Annotated in this window: 19 protein-coding genes; 16 read left to right on the top strand and 3 right to left on the bottom strand. The window is 61.0% G+C overall.

The window, feature by feature from the left end; translation table 11 throughout:
* Window positions 1-66: 66 nt before the first annotated feature.
* Window positions 67-1254 (bottom strand): plasmid partitioning protein RepA, encoded by a 1188-nt coding sequence (repA, locus tag IGS68_RS34255; RefSeq protein WP_154386553.1) that lies wholly within the window; start codon window positions 1252-1254, stop codon window positions 67-69.
* Window positions 1255-1869: 615 nt separating this feature from the next.
* On the opposite strand from repA, the gene IGS68_RS34250 reads away from it, so the two are divergent.
* A complete protein-coding gene (locus tag IGS68_RS34250) occupies window positions 1870-2130 on the top strand; it encodes a WGR domain-containing protein (RefSeq protein WP_154386554.1) in 261 nt (86 codons plus the stop codon).
* A gap of 160 nt (window positions 2131-2290) precedes the next feature.
* Here IGS68_RS34250 and IGS68_RS34245 read toward each other — a convergent pair whose 3' ends face one another.
* On the bottom strand, window positions 2291-3520 hold the full coding sequence (locus IGS68_RS34245) for a Fic family protein (protein WP_154386555.1): 1230 nt from the start codon (window positions 3518-3520) through the stop codon (window positions 2291-2293).
* 252 nt (window positions 3521-3772) lie between these two features.
* Window positions 3773-4477, bottom strand: coding sequence for an autoinducer binding domain-containing protein (locus IGS68_RS34240; RefSeq protein ID WP_185910480.1), 705 nt, complete (start codon window positions 4475-4477; stop codon window positions 3773-3775).
* Between the two features lie 210 nt (window positions 4478-4687).
* Here IGS68_RS34240 and traI point away from each other — a divergent pair, with 210 nt between their 5' ends.
* The 15 genes from traI to IGS68_RS34165 all read left to right on the top strand — a co-directional run bounded on the left by traI (window position 4688) and on the right by IGS68_RS34165 (window position 16868).
* Window positions 4688-5317 carry an acyl-homoserine-lactone synthase gene (gene traI, locus IGS68_RS34235; RefSeq protein ID WP_154386557.1) on the top strand — a complete coding sequence of 210 codons (630 nt, stop codon included), beginning with the start codon at window positions 4688-4690 and terminating at the stop codon, window positions 5315-5317.
* A 28-nt stretch (window positions 5318-5345) separates the two neighbouring features.
* Window positions 5346-6329 carry a P-type conjugative transfer ATPase TrbB gene (trbB, locus tag IGS68_RS34230; RefSeq protein ID WP_154386558.1) on the top strand — a complete coding sequence of 328 codons (984 nt, stop codon included), beginning with the start codon at window positions 5346-5348 and terminating at the stop codon, window positions 6327-6329.
* The gene (locus IGS68_RS34225) at window positions 6319-6690 is read left to right on the top strand and encodes a TrbC/VirB2 family protein (RefSeq protein WP_154386559.1); all 372 of its coding nucleotides are present in this window, start codon (window positions 6319-6321) and stop codon (window positions 6688-6690) included. The genes trbB and IGS68_RS34225 overlap by 11 nt, the downstream gene beginning before the upstream one ends.
* Window positions 6683-6982 (top strand): conjugal transfer protein TrbD, encoded by a 300-nt coding sequence (locus tag IGS68_RS34220; RefSeq protein WP_154386560.1) that lies wholly within the window; start codon window positions 6683-6685, stop codon window positions 6980-6982. Before IGS68_RS34225 ends, IGS68_RS34220 begins: the two co-directional genes overlap by 8 nt.
* Window positions 6983-6985: 3 nt before the next feature.
* The gene (locus tag IGS68_RS34215; protein WP_154386561.1) at window positions 6986-9421 is read left to right on the top strand and encodes a conjugal transfer protein TrbE; all 2436 of its coding nucleotides are present in this window, start codon (window positions 6986-6988) and stop codon (window positions 9419-9421) included.
* A complete protein-coding gene (gene trbJ, locus IGS68_RS34210; RefSeq protein ID WP_154386562.1) occupies window positions 9399-10187 on the top strand; it encodes a P-type conjugative transfer protein TrbJ in 789 nt (262 codons plus the stop codon). The genes IGS68_RS34215 and trbJ overlap by 23 nt, the downstream gene beginning before the upstream one ends.
* Before the next feature lie 4 nt (window positions 10188-10191).
* On the top strand, window positions 10192-10452 hold the full coding sequence (locus tag IGS68_RS34205; protein WP_154386563.1) for a DUF2749 domain-containing protein: 261 nt from the start codon (window positions 10192-10194) through the stop codon (window positions 10450-10452).
* A 3-nt stretch (window positions 10453-10455) separates the two neighbouring features.
* Window positions 10456-11631: a P-type conjugative transfer protein TrbL gene (gene trbL, locus IGS68_RS34200; protein WP_154386564.1), complete on the top strand. Its 1176-nt coding sequence runs from the start codon at window positions 10456-10458 to the stop codon at window positions 11629-11631.
* Between the two features lie 29 nt (window positions 11632-11660).
* Complete coding sequence (gene trbF, locus IGS68_RS34195) at window positions 11661-12323, top strand: conjugal transfer protein TrbF (protein ID WP_154386565.1); 663 nt, start codon at window positions 11661-11663, stop codon at window positions 12321-12323.
* A gap of 41 nt (window positions 12324-12364) precedes the next feature.
* On the top strand, window positions 12365-13186 hold the full coding sequence (gene trbG, locus IGS68_RS34190) for a P-type conjugative transfer protein TrbG (RefSeq protein ID WP_246188832.1): 822 nt from the start codon (window positions 12365-12367) through the stop codon (window positions 13184-13186).
* A 2-nt stretch (window positions 13187-13188) separates the two neighbouring features.
* Entirely contained in the window at window positions 13189-13650 is a 462-nt protein-coding gene (gene trbH, locus IGS68_RS34185; protein WP_154386567.1) for a conjugal transfer protein TrbH, read from the top strand.
* A gap of 10 nt (window positions 13651-13660) precedes the next feature.
* The gene (gene trbI / locus IGS68_RS34180) at window positions 13661-14968 is read left to right on the top strand and encodes an IncP-type conjugal transfer protein TrbI (protein WP_154386568.1); all 1308 of its coding nucleotides are present in this window, start codon (window positions 13661-13663) and stop codon (window positions 14966-14968) included.
* Window positions 14968-15594 carry a hypothetical protein gene (locus tag IGS68_RS34175; RefSeq protein ID WP_154386569.1) on the top strand — a complete coding sequence of 209 codons (627 nt, stop codon included), beginning with the start codon at window positions 14968-14970 and terminating at the stop codon, window positions 15592-15594. Before trbI ends, IGS68_RS34175 begins: the two co-directional genes overlap by 1 nt.
* A gap of 181 nt (window positions 15595-15775) precedes the next feature.
* Window positions 15776-15988, top strand: coding sequence for a DUF6894 family protein (locus IGS68_RS34170; RefSeq protein ID WP_154386570.1), 213 nt, complete (start codon window positions 15776-15778; stop codon window positions 15986-15988).
* A 310-nt stretch (window positions 15989-16298) separates the two neighbouring features.
* Window positions 16299-16868 (top strand): STAS-like domain-containing protein, encoded by a 570-nt coding sequence (locus IGS68_RS34165; protein WP_246670854.1) that lies wholly within the window; start codon window positions 16299-16301, stop codon window positions 16866-16868.
* The last annotated feature ends 2 nt before the right edge of the window (window positions 16869-16870 follow it).

The following is a 16870-nucleotide window of genomic DNA, read 5'->3' as shown; positions in this document are numbered from 1 at the left end:
ACCCCCTTAAGCGGCTTATGCGCTTGAAACCGTGGGTTTTTTTGGTGGTTTTGACGGCAGTCAACATCACAACCGCCCCCATGCCTGGTGGATCAGTCCCTGAATCTCGAAGTTCACGGCATCCATGCTGTCGATCGCCCGATCATAGGTATCGCGATTGAAGTTCGATCGCTCGACCTCATAGAGCGTCTGCTTGGTGAGGCCGGCGTCAGAAATCGCCGTGGATTTGAGCATTGGGCTTTTCAGAATTTCCTCGGCAAGCATCGACTGCATGAAGCCGACCATCTGTGCCTGGGGAATGTCCGTGGGCTCGTATCGGGTGATGAGATAGCGCAGCCAGTCCAGCTGGACCTTCGCGCCAGCATTCTTGATGGACTTCATGATATTGCCCAGCATCAGCAGAAACTGACTCATAGACATCAGATCCAGCATCTGCGGGTGGACGGTAATCAGAACCGAGGTGGCGGCCGACAGTGCCGACAGCGTCAGATAGCCGAGCTGTGGAGGGCAATCGACGACCACGACGTCGTAGCGCTCACTGACCGAATCCAACGCCCGGGCGACCCTCGTGAAGAACCGCTTTCCTTCCTGAGACGGAGACTGCATGGCAAGCGGAGTCTCGTACTCATATTCCTGCAGCTCCAGGTTCGCCGGGATGATATCGAGCAAGGGGAAGTTCGTCTTGCGGATGACATCTTCGGCCGGGGCGGGGTTGTCGTACCGGATCGCGTCGTAGAGCGAGGGGTTCTTGTCGAGCTCCGGCTGGAAGCCATGGAGGGCTGAAAGCGAAGCCTGCGGATCGAGATCCACCGTCAGGACCCGGTGACCGGTGAGCGCCAAATGCTGCGCGAGGTGCGCCGTGGTGGTGGTCTTTCCCGATCCACCCTTGAAGTTGACGACCGCAATGACCTGCAGCTTCTCGCCAGGTTTGCGGTAGGGCACATACTTCTTGGAATCCGATCGCCCGTGCTTGTCGAGATAGTCCCGAAGCTCGGTCATCTGCTCGGCCGCGTAAAAGCGCCGTCCGCCGGCACCGACGAAAGGCTCAGGACCTTTCTTTTCAAGATGGAGGCGCTTCAGATTGTTCGGACTGATACCAAGATAGTGGGCGACCTCGGCCATCGAGAACCGCCGAAGGGTCTTCTGCCCCTCGGTCGGAAACTTCTCGACGCGCAATTGGTCGAGCTTGCGCGAGATCTCGGCCCCCTGGGCAAGGATCTTGTCGTCAAACTCAAAACTTGGGAGAAATGCCATCTCCGCTTTGTCCCCCAAACGAGAAAATAGCGCCATATTCGACCTTTCGGCCAATCTGGCGCCAGTATGAGCGATTCCCGTTCTCTGGCAAGGGATTTTAGGTTAACGAAACCTTAACGACATGCCCAGGTCCACGCCAACAAGATCACTCAGCGGAGCCTCACAGTCCGGAATCGCGGCGTCGGCGCGTACATTTTCCATCGATTTTTCAATCGCTTAGTTTCTCCGCGGTTGGTCAATCCGCGAGAACCTTCAATGCCACATGCCGCTGGCTCGGTCCATGCAGCACCCTGAGAAGTTTCACAGTGGTGGATGGCGTCAAACCGAGTGAGTGGGCGTGACCGCCGCTCCTTTGGGGCGACTCACCTTCACCCATGAACAGATGACTCTTAGCCGGCTATGCAGCGCCCAGCGTGGTGGCTCAAAATTGCCCAACGCGTGTTTGTCAGGCTGCCACAAGTCCATGGGCCGACGGGAAACGGAAGCAACTAGACAACCCTCCGGTCGATCGTCTTTCCCGTCAGAGAGGCAATTATCACCGACGTGAATCCCTCACGCCCAAACGATTCAGCCAATGAATTGGACGTGGGTACCGGAAGTCGATGACAATCAGACATGGTCGAGCCGAAGCTTCAAGTTGTCCTTCAACGCCGCGATTGCGCTCGCAACGTTGCGCGGTTTTATGTACTCGCGATAGAACCGTCACTGTACGGTGATGCGGCGCTTATGCGCGCGTGGGGGCGGATCGGCTCGCTCGGCCGACAACGCCTTGACCTCTATGCGTCGGCCGCTGAAGCCGGCGAAGCGCTCGAGGCCTGGCTCGCCCGTAGGGTCGGACGGGGCTACACGCCCGTCACTGCCAAGGTCACATTCTAGTCCAGGGGCCCATAATCACGGCAATTGTTGCCGCGGCTACAACGGGCTTGCACAGCAGCATAGGACCGGCATTGTCGATATTCGGCTGACCGAAGGCAGTGTTCTACTCTCTGAGCGGGGACGGCCGGAGTCATTCCGGTTGTCACTCCTGAAATTCCACTCATCTGAAAGACAGTGAAGGCGGTTCCGGGACATTGGGTTCGACATCGGTGAAGAGATTCGGAAACAGCCGTTCCCTGAAATCGAGGGGGAAGGCAATACGTACCGGTGCCTTCGGAGTTTCAGATTTCAGAAAACCGCGCTCGACAAGATCCGACAGCGTGCTCCGTGCCGTGCGCTCGGATGTTTTCAGCACGAAATTGGCTTCACCACGGGGCAACCTGCCGTGCCGCAACACGGCCGCCACCAGATCAGGTGCTCGTTTATCGTCGACGACATCTTTTATTAGGGCGCGGTAGCGAGCATCGAGCCGCCCGAGGTCGAACATTGCGGTCGAGAACCGCACCTGGTCGAGCGCGACTGTAAGGAACCATTCGACGAAATCCTTGAGTGCCGATTCCGAAAGATTTCCTCGTCCATCACGATCGCCTTGTCTGGGACTGTCGGCGTGATCCATCATGCGCTTGTATTCGCCACGATCTTTCAGGCCACGAGCGAGGCCACGAGATATCGACCACAGGCCGTTGCCTCCAATACCGGCCTTGAGCGCCATGGCGTGAGACATCAAGCGACTGACGCGGCCGTTGCCGTCTGGAAACGGGTGAATGTAGTTGAGGCGGTGATGAGCTGACGCAATCGCGATGATCCGCAGGCTGGCCTGCTTTTCGGCCATGGCGAACCGCTTCTGGAAATACTCCATGAAAGCTATCACCCTGTCAGAAGATGGCGGCTGATGGCGCCCGACAGCGACATCATGTTCCGCGGACGTCCGGAACTCGCCGGGTAGGATCTCGGCCTTGGCGCCATCAGGTTTGTCGATGAACCGGAATTCCTCGGGCATCTCGTCGTAGAAGGCGCGATGAACCCACCGAATGAAATCGATCGAAGTCGGGCTCGGCAGCTCGCCGCGCAACCCGAAGCCGTCAATCATCCTCTGAACTTCGACATGGGCCTTCGCCTCGAGGGCGAGGGGACGACGTTCGGGATCTATCTCGGCGCCGGCCAGGGCGCTCTCGATATCTCGAGGTCGTGTGTTGTGGCCTTCGATCAAATTCGAATAGTAAGAATTCATGACTCGTACGAGATCGGCCAATTCGTCAGCCGACTCCGGATGCAGGCCTCGGCCGAGTTCATCGGCGGCCTTCTGCAGCTCGATCGCAAGATCGGCCAGAACGGTCGGCACCGCGTCGTCAAAAAACAGCGGCTCGATGCGGGCAGGGGTTTCAAGCATTCTTTTGCCGATCTCAATGGTGCCTCAACGGATTGCAATGTAAGGCATTGGACGCAATAAGTCAGCACAATTGCCGATATTAGTTGCCGATCTCCCTGCCGATATCGGCCGCCGATCAGGACGCGAAGCCGAATAAGCCTCAAAACAGCCGGGCAGGGTAGGGGGCGACGGCGCCATCGCGGATGACTCTTTTGCCGCCGGCAAGCACAACACGAAGTAGAGGCGGAAAGGCCCTCCCGCGACCGGCCTGGATCAGATCAACTGTTGACGCACTGCAAGCGCGACGGCGTGGGTGACGTTGGTGGCATCGAGCTTCCGCCGAGCATTTTGCAGGTGATACTCGACCGTCCGGACTTTCGTCCCGACGATTTGCGCGATTTCGGACATGCGCTTGCCTTTTGCCATCCAGCTCAGGCAGAGCCTCTCTCTAGGGCTTAACTTGACGGTGACAGCAGGCATTGGCTCGAGCATCCAGCGCCGCGCATAGACATCCACGTGCGATGCAATCGAAGCGGCAAGGAAGGGGCATTCTACCAGGCAATTGTCACACCGGTTCGACGACGCAAGCGTGAATAACACAGTCCGGCCGAACCCGGCCGACACGGGCACAGATATCCCCGATGCGATACCATGATCCCCGGCTTCTCCGAGGAAGCGCACCTGATCCGGCGATAATGCCCGTGCAATGTCGCGTTCGGACCACGCAAAGCAGCGTTCAGAACGGCGGGCTTCCTGCACGACGGGATCGATGCTCGCGTATTTCTTGTTGATATAGTGGCCTTGCCATGCGCGCGGGTACGTCGAAAACGTGTCGATCTCCGGCCCACAAACCGAGAGATAGGCGAACCAGTCAAACCCCAATTGGCCGGCGAACTCCTTCACCGCGGCTTTGACAGGCGCCATCCCATGGGCCGTTTCTAGTGCGTCTCGCAACTGGTCGAAGGCTTTGCTCGGCAACGATCCTCTCCGGGTGTTTTTGTCCTCAATTCGGGTAGTCGCAATTTCGCGTTGCATCGCAATTCAGCCATAAATGCGGCAACGGCCCCTCGGCACTCCCCCCTGTCTATCACGGCGACGACTGTCGATCCCCTGTGACTTTTCACAGCTGGTGGTGCGCGGCCGTACGGGATTCAAGAGACCGCAATTCAATGGGTTAAGGATTGGGTCATGCGCGTCGTCGCCATTTGCCGTACGAGGGCTACAAGTAGTGAGCAACGTCTGCTCGAGCGCATGCACGAACTGCGCGCAAGGGTCTTCAAACACAGGTTAGACTGGGACGTCCACGTAGAGCACAACCAGGAAAAGGACGAGTACGACCGGCTCGATCCGACCTATCTCGTGCTCGTCGGCAACGATGGTCACGTGATCGGTTGCGCCCGCCTCCTTTCGTCCACCGGACCGACGATGCTCGGTCAGATATTTCCGTTTCTGGCGGGCGCTGCTCGCATGCCCCAATCGAGCCGCGTCGTCGAGAGCTCGCGCTTTTGCATCGACACCGAACGCAGCGAAATCGTCTCCGCGAGCGGACTGCGCGACGCCACGCATACCTTGTTCGCCGGCATCATTGAATGGTCGATGGCCAATGGGTACGACCGGATCGTCACGGTGACGGACGTTCGGTTTGAGCGCATTCTCAGCCGAGCGAAGTGGCCACTGGAGCGGCTCGGGTCTCCACATCCTATTGGCAATACCATTGCTGTCGCGGGCCTCTTATCTGCCGACGAACCCAGTCTCGAGCTGGTGCGGCCGTCGAGCTACGTCTCCCTCTTCCCGGCCGCTGTGGAAGCCGCGGCCTGACCAAAGCAGCCGGGCAGGAGGGCGGTTCATGAGCGAGTCGAAACGACGGCTGATCCTCGGTCTGCAGGACGCACTTGGCGCCACGGTCACGACAGCGCTCCATGACCCCGACGTTGTGGAGGTCATGCTCAACCCCGACGGCAATCTATTTATCGAGCGGGTAGGGCAGGGGATAGCGGCGGCGGGGCGGATGGCCTCCCATGACGCCGAGACCGTCATCGGCAAAGTCGCCCACGCCCTCAAGACCGAAGTCGACCAGGACCGACCGATTATTTCCGGGGAATTGCCCCTTGGCGGACATCGCTTTGAGGGGATTTTGCCACCGGCCGCGCCTGCGCCGATGTTCACGATCCGCAAGCGCGCGTCGATGCTGATCCGCCTCGATCAGTATGTCGCCGACGGCATCATGACGCCCGAGCAGGTTGATGTGATCCGCGATTCGATCGTGAACCGGCTCAATATCGTAGTGTCGGGAGGCACTGGAACGGGCAAGACCACGCTCACCAATGCAATCCTGGCGGAGCTGGTCGAGACGACGCCGGAGCACCGGCTGGTGATCCTGGAAGACACTGCCGAGATCCAGTGCGCGGCGGAAAATCATGTGATCCTGCACACCACAGACACGGTCGATATGGGCCGTCTATTGAAGTCGACGATGCGGCTGCGTCCGGATCGCATCATCGTGGGCGAGGTTCGCGACGGCGCTGCCCTCACTCTCTTGAAGGCATGGAACACCGGCCATCCGGGCGGCATCGCGACGGTTCACTCGAACTCGGCCGGCGCCGCTCTTACCCGTCTTGAACAGCTCGTTGCCGAAGTCAGCTCCCAGCCTATGCCGGAAGTCATCGGAGAGGCGGTCGACCTGATCGTCTCGATCGAGCGCGCGCCCGGCGGGCGAACCGTTCGCGAGATCCTGAAGGTCGAAGGCTTTCGCGACGGGCGATACCTCACCTCGCCGGTCGGCGCGTCGAAATCCGAATCCATCCAGGGAAGAAATCTTCATGTCGTCTAAGAAGGCTTTCACGCTCCTGCTCGGCCTCGCGGCCGCATCGCTCGTCATGATCGAACCGGCGCTCGCCAGCGGCGGGGGAGGGGGCCTGCCCTGGGAAGGGCCTCTGGAACAGATTCAGGAATCCATCACCGGCCCGGTCGCTGGCGCTATCGCGCTCGCCGCGGTCGCCATTGCCGGCGGCATGTTGATCTTCGGCGGCGAGTTGAACGATTTTGCGCGGAGGCTCTGCTACATCGTACTCGTCGCCGGCATCCTGCTCGGTGCAACGCAAATCGTCGGCCTGTTCGGCTCCAGCGGTTCGTCCATCGGCGTCCCGCTGGAGGCGCACGAACAAGAGCCGGTGGTTGCCCCGCATGGCTGAAAGGGAAAGCCGGCTGGCGACGGCGCGGATACACCGTGCCCTTTCGCGTCCGACGCTGCTCTTTGGGGCTGACCGTGAGCTCGTGCTTCTGACCGGGCTCGCCGCGGTCATTCTCGTCTTCGTCATCCTGACGACCGTATCGGCGCTGCTCGGCACGGTCATCTGGATCGTGGTTGTCGGGCTACTGCGCATGATGGCGAAAGCCGATCCCCTGATGCGCCGCGTCTACCTGCGCCACATCAGATACCGCCCCTACTACCGGCCGACCTCCACGCCCTGGCGGACGTTCTGACTTATGGTTGCACTCAAGCGATTTCGTCATTCCGGCCCGTCCTTCTCCGACCTGCTGCCCTATGCGGCCCTGATCGATAACGGCACGCTCTTGCTCAAGGACGGGAGCCTGATGGCCGGCTGGTATTTCGCCGGTCCGGATAACGAAAGCTCGACCGATTTCGAGCGCAACGAGGTCAGCCGCCAGATCAATGCCATTCTCGCCCGGCTCGGATCGGGCTGGATGATCCAGGTCGAGGCCGTGCGCGTGCCGGCGACGGCCTATCCGGCCCGGGACAACTGCCATTTCCCCGACAAGGTAAGTGCGCTGATCGATGAGGAACGGCGCAAGCGTTTTGAGGCGGCGGACGGGCACTATGAGAGCCAGCACGCCATCATCCTGACCTATCGCGAACCGGAGAAGCGCAAGTCCGGCCTCGTCAAATATGTCTATTCCGACGATGAGTCCCGCGCGACCACCTTTGCCGATCGCGCGCTCGATCACTTCCGGCGTTCGATCCGCGAGTTCGAGCAATATATGGGAAACGTCGTCTCGATCCGCCGCATGGTTACACAGGAGACCGAGGAACGCGGCGGAACCCGTACCGCCAAATATGACGATCTGCTGCAGTTCGCCCGCTTCTGCATTGTCGGCGAAAACCATCCGGTCCGCCTGCCCGACATTCCGATGTATCTCGATTTCGTCGTCACGGCCGAATTCCATCACGGTCTCTCGCCGCTGGTCGACAACCGCTATCTGGCGGTCGTGGCGATAGACGGCTTTCCGGCCGAGAGCTGGCCAGGGATTCTCAATTCTCTGGACCTGATGCCGCTCACCTATCGCTGGTCGAGCCGCTTCGTCTTTCTCGATCCGATCGAGGCCCGCCAAAGGCTCGAGCGCACGCGCAAGAAGTGGCTGCAGAAGGTCCGGCCATTCATGGACCAGCTTTTCCAGACCAATTCGGGGGCGATCGATCAGGACGCTGCGCTGATGGTGGCGGAGACGGAAGACGCCATTGCCGAGGCAAATTCGCAGCTTGTCGCCTATGGCTACTATACGCCGGTCATTATCATGTTCGACGACGACGAGGCGCGCCTTCGCGAAAAGACCGAAGGCGTGCGCCGGCTGATCCAGGCCGAAGGCTTTGCCGCTCGCATCGAAACGCTGAACGTCACCGAGGCGTTCCTTGGGAGTCTGCCCGGCAACTGGTACGCCAACATCCGCGAACCGCTGATCAATACCCGCAACCTTGCCGATCTGGTGCCGCTCAACTCGGTCTGGTCGGGCTCACCGGTTGCGCCGTGCCCGTTCTATCCCGACGGCTCGCCGCCGCTGATGCAGGTCGCAAGCGGATCATCGCCGTTCCGCCTGAACCTCCATTCCGGCGACGTGGGTCATACCCTGATCTTCGGTCCGACCGGATCGGGCAAGTCGACCCTTCTGGCGCTGATCGCGGCACAGTTTCGCCGTTACCGGCAAGCACAGCTCTTCGCTTTCGACAAGGGCAAGTCGATGTACCCGCTGACGGTGGCTGTTGGCGGCGATCACTACGATGTTGGAGCAGGGGAGGCGCTGACCTTCTGCCCGCTTTCCCAACTGGACGACGATGGCGACAAGGCCTGGGCGGCCGGATGGCTGGAAACCCTTGTCGAGCTGCAGGGTGTGAAAGTCACCCCCGATCATCGCAACGCGATCGCCAGACAGATCGCGCTCATGGCCGCCTCGACGCGCCGGTCGCTCTCCGATTTCGTGTCGGGTGTGCAGATGCGGGAGATCAAGGACGCGCTGCGTCATTACACAGTCGACGGTCCCATGGGGCATCTGCTCGATGCCGAGGAGGATGGCCTGACCCTCTCGGATTTCCAGACGTTCGAGATCGAGGAATTGATGAACCTCGGCGACCGCAATCTCGTGCCGGTCCTGCTCTACCTGTTCCGTCGCATCGAAAAGCGCCTGACCGGCGCCCCCAGCCTCATCATCCTCGATGAGGCCTGGCTGATGCTCGGCCATCCAGCGTTCCGCGAGAAGATCCGCGAATGGCTGAAGGTGCTGCGCAAGGCCAATTGCGCCGTCGTTCTGGCAACGCAGTCGATTTCTGACGCGGAAAAGTCCGGCATCATCGACGTGCTCAAGGAAAGCTGCCCGACCAAGATTTGCCTGCCCAATGGCGCGGCACGCGAAAGCGGCACACGCGAGTTCTATGAGCGTATTGGCTTCAATGAGCGGCAAATCGAGATCGTCGCAACCGCTCTTCCGAAGCGCGAATACTACGTCGCTTCGCCTGACGGGCGGCGTCTGTTCGACATGGCCCTCGGGCCAATCACCCTGTCTTTCGTCGGCGCGTCCGGAAAGGACGACATCAAGCGCATCGATGAGCTGCGCGTCCACCACGGCGACGAATGGCCCGTCCACTGGCTCAAGCAAAGAGGTATCGAAAATGCCGAAGCTCTTCTTGCCTAGTTCTCTCGCAAGCGTCCTGATCGCTGTCAGCCTTGCCGCGCCAGCCCAAGCCAGCGGGGCGCTCACCGGCGCGACCGAGTTTACGCAGATCCTCAACAATGGGGAACTGATCGCGCTCGGCGGACAGAACGCCGAGCAGATCGCAAATCAGGTGACGCAGATCTCCAACCAGGTGGAGCAGATCGCAAACCAGATTCGCATCTACGAGAACATGCTGCAGAACACCATGCAGCTTCCCGATCATGTGTGGGGGCAGGCTCAACAGGACCTCGCCAACCTGCAAGGCATCGTGCAGCAGGGGCAGGGCATGGCGTTCTCGATGGGCAACCTTGACGATGTGCTCAAGCAGCGCTTCCAGAGCTATACCGATTTCCAGAACGGTCTTCCGAACGGGCAGGATTTCTCGTCGAGCTATCAGTCCTGGTCGGACACCAACCGTGACACCATCGGTGGAACACTGGCGGCGGCTGGCCTCACGGCCGATCAGTTTGCGACCGAAGAATCCACCATGGCGCAACTGCGCTCCCAATCGGAGTCCGCCGATGGCCAGATGAAGGCGTTGCAGGTCGGGCATCAGATCGCGACGCAGCAGGTCGAGCAGATGCAGAAGCTTCGCGGCCTCGTCTCCCAGCAGATGACCATGATGGGCACCTGGTATCAGTCGGAGCAGGCTGAAAAGGATCTCGCTCAGGCTCGCCGCGACGCATTTTTCGGCTCTACCGCTCCGTCCACCTCCGGCGGCCAACAAATGCAGCCTCGGTGGTGACCCCATGGCAACGCTCAAACTCCCCGTCGTCGTCGCGATCGCGATCGTTGCCGCCCTTGCGGGCGGCGCGGCATCCTATGTGTTCATCCCGAACGCCGATCCGGAAATGAAGGCGCTCCTCGAGCGCCAGGTCGAACTTGCCGAGCAGGAAGCGGCGGCACGCGAGGAAGCCGCCGAGCGGGCAAAGGACTTTTTCAACGCAAATCCCGACGACTACCCCACGTCGGGAGGCCAGCAGATGGCGCCCCGCTGGGGCGACAACTGAGTCATGCGCGCTTCGATGCTTTTGAGATTGGCTGGGCTGATGATCGCCGGGCTTGCCATGGTCGATCCGGCCTTTGCGCAGGACGGTTCGATCCTGACCGATCTCGAAAACCAGGTCGCCAGCGCATCGCAGGGCTGGCAGGACACCGTCATCGATGCGGCAACCTCGCTGTTCTGGATACTGGCCGGCATAGAAGTGGGTATCGCGGCGATCTGGCTCGCGATCCAGGCGCCATCGCTCGACACATGGTTTGCAGAGCTTGTGCGGAGAATTCTCTTCATCGGCTTCTTCCTCTTTGTTCTGCAGCAGGGTCCGGCCTTGGCCAAGTCGGTTGTCGATAGCCTGTTCCAGATCGGCGCGGATGGCGGTTCGGCTTCGCCGGCCGACGTCTTCAATGCCGGCGTCAAAGTGGCATCCGAACTCTCGGAAAACGCCCGGTTCGGCCTTTGGGAGGACAATGCCCTCGCCATGGCCTCGGTCTTCGCGATGATCGTCGTTGTCATCAGCTTTGCCCTCGTAGCGGCGATCTTCGTGGCCGTGCTGGTCGAAATGTATGTCGGTCTGCTCGCCGGCATGATCATGCTTGGCCTTGGTGGCTCGTCCTTTACCAAGGATTTCGCAGTCCGCTACCTCGTTTACGCCTTCTCAGTCGGCATGAAGCTGATGGGCCTCGTGATGATCGCGCGCATCGGCTCCGAGGTGCTAATCGGCCTTTCGAACGATACGGCTTCCGACGATCAATTCCTCACTACCCTGACGATCGCGGGCATTTCGGTCGTCGTCTTCATGATCTCCATGTACGTGCCGAACATCATTCAGGGCGTCGTCCAGGGCGTTTCCGTCGGCAACGGCATGGAAGCCATCCGCAGCGGTGTCCAGGTTGCCGGGTTCGCGGCGGTCGGTGCTGGCATGGCGGCCGGCGGCGCCGGCGTCGTCAAAGGTGGGATGGCTGCCGCCTCGGCGGCATCGCAAGCCGGCGCATCGCGTGGCGCGGCTGCAATGGCCGGGTTGAAAGCCGCGGGTGGCGCGGTCGGCTCCGCGGCGACCGACAAGTTGATGGGCATCCCCGGCGCCAAGATGGGTTCGACCCTCGGCCTTGCCAACGACAAGCTGCGCCAAGGCACCAATCCGGGCACCAGTTCCAGAAGTTCAAACAAAAAGATGGACGCCGACTCGTGAGGTCGGCCGGCCGTATCAGGCGAGGCTAGATGGCGAAGCGAAAATACCCCGACAATCCGTATCTGGCCGCCCGCTATGAGTGGAACGAGCGCTACGGCAGCTACATGCGCGCGGCCTCGGCCTGGCGCACCGTCGGCCTGCTTTCGATGAGCATGGCGGTGATCGGGTTCGGCTATGCCCTCTATCAGTCGACACAAGTCAAGCTCGTTCCCTATGTGGTCGAGGTCGACAAGCTCGGCGCGGCTGTCCTGGCCGGCTTCCCCGCGCAGATCGAATATGCCGACGAGCGCGTTGTGCGCTCGATGCTCGGCGCCTGGGTGTCGAACTTCCGGTCGATCACCCCGGATGCGACCGTGCAGAAGGGATATATCGACCGCACCTACGCGATGCTGAAGCAGCAGGACCCGGCGACCGAGAAGGTCAACAACTGGTTCCGCAACAATTCGCCTTTCGATCGCGCCCGCACCATGACGGTCTCGATCGAGGTCAACAACGTCGTCGCCCTCTCGAACCAGAGCTACCAGGTCGACTGGAGCGAGATCGAGCGCGACCGCGCGGGCAAGGAACTACGCACCCGCCGCTTTCGCGGCATCGCCACCGTGACTCTTTCGCCGCCCCAGGACGAGGCGGTCATTCGTCTGAACCCGATCGGCCTCTACCTCGAGGATTTCGATTGGACAGCCCAGCTTTGAGAAACGCTCGCGGAGTAAGAGTAATGTTGAACCTCAAGAAAATGCACGCGGGCGTGTGTGCGGCAACCCTGTTGCTGGGCACGTTCGCCCTCAATGTCGCCGTTGCGGCCGATCAGCAGGGCCTCAGCGGCAACGAAGCGCGGGGAACCGGACTTTCCACTCAGTGGCAGGGCACGGCCGCGGTGATGACGCGGGGGCCGGACGGCAAGGTCATTTACCTCTACGGCCAAACGCAGCCGTCCGTCGTTTGCTCGCCCCTCCAGCTCTGCGAAATCGAGCTGCAGGCCGGAGAAGCCGTGCGTGACGTGCTGGTGGGCGACACGGTTCGCTGGAAGGTCGAGCCGGCAACCTCCGGCTCGGCCGAAGGCCAGAAAATCCACCTGATCGTCAAGCCTTCGGAACCCGGGCTCGAGACGTCCATGGTGGTGACGACATCGCGGCGCACCTACCACATCCGGCTCAGGTCGCATCATCGCGACTACATGGCCCGCGTTGCCTTCGAATATCCCGAGGACGTGCAGGCCAAGTTCGATGCCCTCAACGCGCGCGTCGAGGCGAGCATCATTCCCGGCGCCGGCGTCCCGGCCGAAAACCTGAGCTTCAATTTCACTATCAGCGGACAGGCCCGCTGGCGCCCGACCCGCGTCTACACCGATGGCGCCAAGACCTACATTCAGTTCCCCGGCCAGATGATGAGCGGCGATGCGCCGGTGCTGTTCGTCGTCTCGGGCGGCGAAAACCGTATCGTCAATTACCGGCTCAACGGCACGATGATGATCGTGGACTATGTGTTCGATCGCGCCGTGCTGCTTTCCGGCGTCGGCTCCCGCCAGCAGAAGATCACCATTTCGAGGAGGGGCTGATCATGCGCGCCATCCACCGACTTTCCCGTGTTCTGGCACTCGTTCTTCTCACCGGCGCAACAACCGGATGCACCACCACGGGGGGAGGATACTTCACGCCGACCGTCAGTGCCGATGCCGCCGATCTATCGCCGGCCGCGGCTGCGGCCGTCGCCGGCGACATGGTCTCCAAGCTCGCCGAGCATGTTGGCCCGGGCACCGGGACGATCGTCATCAAGCCCGACGATTCCGCATTCGGCCTCGCGCTCGAAGAGTCGCTGCGCGGCTGGGGCTATGCCGTTGCTTCGAACCAGGAGGCCTCCGGCGACACGATGATCCCGCTCGCCTATGTCATCGACACGTTCGAGGGCGCCGTCATGACCCGGATTTCGACGCCTTCGGTGGAGCTGACCCGCTCCTATGCGATGTCGGCGACCGGCGCGACACCGACAAGCCCGCTGTCTGTCATGCAGCGTACGACCTGAGGGGGGAGCCATGAGTTCGCTCGATCTCTCTCCCGGCGCCGAAGGCGGCGACGAGAAGCCCAAAATCCGGCGCTTGAACAAGCTGCCGGTCTTTCTCTTCATCGGCCTGGTCGTCCTTTTCTTCGGCGTTATCATTTGGGGCCTCTCGATCCGCGGCCTCAACCGGAGTGGGGGCCCGCTCGATACCTCGACCGGCGCGCCGGCGACCGATTTCGCCGACCAGCTCAAGCGCGGCGTTTCGGATGGCGTGATCGAGGAGCCGCGCCCCGCGCAGCAGATCCAGGTGGTGCAGCCGGTCGAACTGGCGGAAGACGAGCCGCAATCCACCAATCCTTTCCAGCGCCAGCCGACAACACCGCAACAGCAACAGGCGACGCCGGTCGAAAGTGAAGCCGACTGGCGAGAGCGGCTGCAAAGGGAACAGGACGAGCAGATGTTTCGCTTGCTGCATCAGCAGCGTATGGCCCGGCTCCAGGCCGACGATGCCGCCTATGACAGCCCAATCGCGATCGATATCGGTAACGTAGGGCAAGCCGCACAAACGGGAACGCCACAATCGACAACGGGGCAGGGGGCGCTTGGCGATCGCGCCGGCATGGCCGATCTCTATGCGGCTGCGCTGCGCGCTGGCGGCGCCGGGCAACAGGCCGATCCGAACAATCAGGCCGGAAAGGCAGACTTCTTCAATCAGAACATTGCCGATCTCGGCTACCTGCCGAACCGCGTCGTACCGCAGCAGTCGCCCTTTGAGCTCAAACGCGGCTCGGTGATCCCGGCAACGCTCGTGACCGGCATCAACTCCGACCTTCCCGGCCGTATCACCGCCCAGGTCAGCCAGAACGTCTATGACAGTGCGACCGGCCACCGGCTGTTGGTGCCACAAGGGGCCAAGCTCTTCGGCCGGTACGACTCCAATGTCTCGTTCGGGCAAAGTCGCGTGCTGGTGATCTGGACCGATCTCATTTTCCCGAATGGATCGACACTGCAGATCGGTGGCATGGCCGGCGTCGACGCGCAAGGCTATGGCGGCTTCCGCGACCAGGTCGACAACAAATACCTGCAGACCTTTGGCTCGGCGATCCTCATCGCATTGATCGGGACGGGCATCGACATGGCCGTGCCGGAAAGCTCGACCCTTGCGACGCAGGACACCGCCTCGGATGCGGCACGAAGGAATTTCGCGGAAAGCTTCGGGCGGGTAGCGGATCAAACCATTTCCCGGAATCTCAATGTCCAGCCGACCCTCACCATCCGCCCGGGCTATGGGTTCAACATAATTGTGGAGCAGGACATCATTTTCCCGGGAGCCTATCGCTGATGGCGAAGCTGTTTTCGCTCGCCCGCAATGCCGCCGCGGCTATCGCGGTTGGAGTGTTTCTGACCGGTTGCCTCGTGCTGGAAACCATCGACGCCACCATCGTGCTCGAGGGGTACGAGTACGACATGCGTGTCGAAACCCGCCTCGCTGATCCCCGTGTCGTTAAGGCGCTTGCCGACGGCCACGTGCTCACAGAACAGGAAGAGGACCGGATGCGGGCGGAAGAGCGCAAGGCGGCTCGAATGCCCGGCTTTGAGAGCTTCACCTACGCCGGGGAAGGGCGCTTCGATCTCATCGTCAATCTCACCGGTGAGTTGGATGCAAACGGGTCCGCAATCGGCGTCCCCAACACGCGGGCGAAGTCGCAAGCCGACAATTTCTTGAGCATTCGGCGCATGGACGACGCAACCATTGAAGTCAGTACCCCGGAGATCCCGGACCGGGCCCGCGCCGAGCTCGATCAGATCGCCATTGTGCCCAACGGAACGCTGAATGTGACCGTGTCCGGCACGGTCATTGAGACCAATGCCGACGAAACGCCCGGGCTCTTCGGTGGAGCGTATCGCTGGAACATCTCGTCATGGGATGACCGCGTGTTTCTCAAGTTCAACCCCGCTGTTGACTGACACGGGAGGAAAGTCCTTTCAACATCCCGATGCTCTAACATCCATGGAGAGCGTGCTTGGGCCCGCGAAGGCGGGCCGCTACCGTGACCGGTTAAAATTTCTGCGCACCGTCATCGCGAGCGAATATTTCAACGACGCGAGCGCATGGCTCGATGACCCCGCGTGCCGCGAAGGAGGATGAATGCCCCGCTACTATTTCCACATCTTTAGCGACGACGTGGAATATCCCGACCGAAAAGGTGAGCCCCACGATGACGACGCTCGAGCGATCGCCATGGCACGCCAGATCGTGTCAGAAATCGCCGAAGAACCGGAGCATCGCGAGATCGAGGTAAAAGTGGTTGGCCGAAATGGACGGGCGGTCGCAACGGTCGATATAAAGGGCCTAAAATAGCGACGCAGCAAGTTGTCAAAGTGCCTTTAGGCGTCGACCTATGAACCTTTCGCCGCCCGTTCCGGTCATAAATCTCGACGTCCACCGCGATTGCTTCGCCGAATAACCGTTCCTGACTTGGTTTCTCTGTCGCCGCCTGAAATTGCCTTCGTCGTCGCGGCGGACGATCCTCGAGTGATGCGACCATAGCAATTTCTGCTCACACCTTGCCCCCAAAAACACGCGGGTAGGCAGCATTCCACCGGACCATTGACTCCGAATGCAGCACTCACTATCTATCTCACGTGAACAACGTGAGGAACGTGATTCTATGAAGATCGACATGCTGGCCATTGGTGGCAGCGACGTCCTCGCCGGGGCGCTGAACGGCAGGTCGGCGCTGAACGAGCTTTTGAATACGTCGGCCGCCGAACCAGCAAACCCGGAGCCGGTCTTTCTCGATTTCACCGGCATCGAGGTCGCGACGGCTAGCTTTCTGCGCGAGAGCGTTCTTGCCTTCCGCGATATTGTCAGGGGGCGACGCTCGAAATTCTATCCGGTGGTCGCCAATGCCAATGATACAGTGCGTGAAGAGCTGCTGGAGTTGCTGATGCCCCGCGGAGATGTATTGATGTTGTGCGCGCTGGATGAGGCGGACGCAGTAACAATGGCCGCCCCGCTCGGTGAACTTGATCCGAAGCAAAGGCTCACTTTCGACCTTGTTCACGAGCACGGCGAGACTGACGCCGGCGCATTGATGCGCGAGTACGGCAAGAGCGAGGGGGTAAAACACACGACGGCTTGGAATAACCGGCTGGCTTCCCTCGCATCTCTTGGCCTCGTCATCGAAACGAGCCAGGGCCGCGCCAAGCGCTATCGGCCGCTGTTTGAAGGAGTGTAGAG

Source organism: Skermanella sp. TT6, assembly GCF_016653635.2.
GTDB classification, from domain to species: Bacteria; Pseudomonadota; Alphaproteobacteria; order Azospirillales; family Azospirillaceae; genus Skermanella; species Skermanella cutis.
The sequence above is the reverse complement of the archived record's forward strand: the minus strand, read 5'-3'. Positions and strand labels throughout refer to the sequence as shown.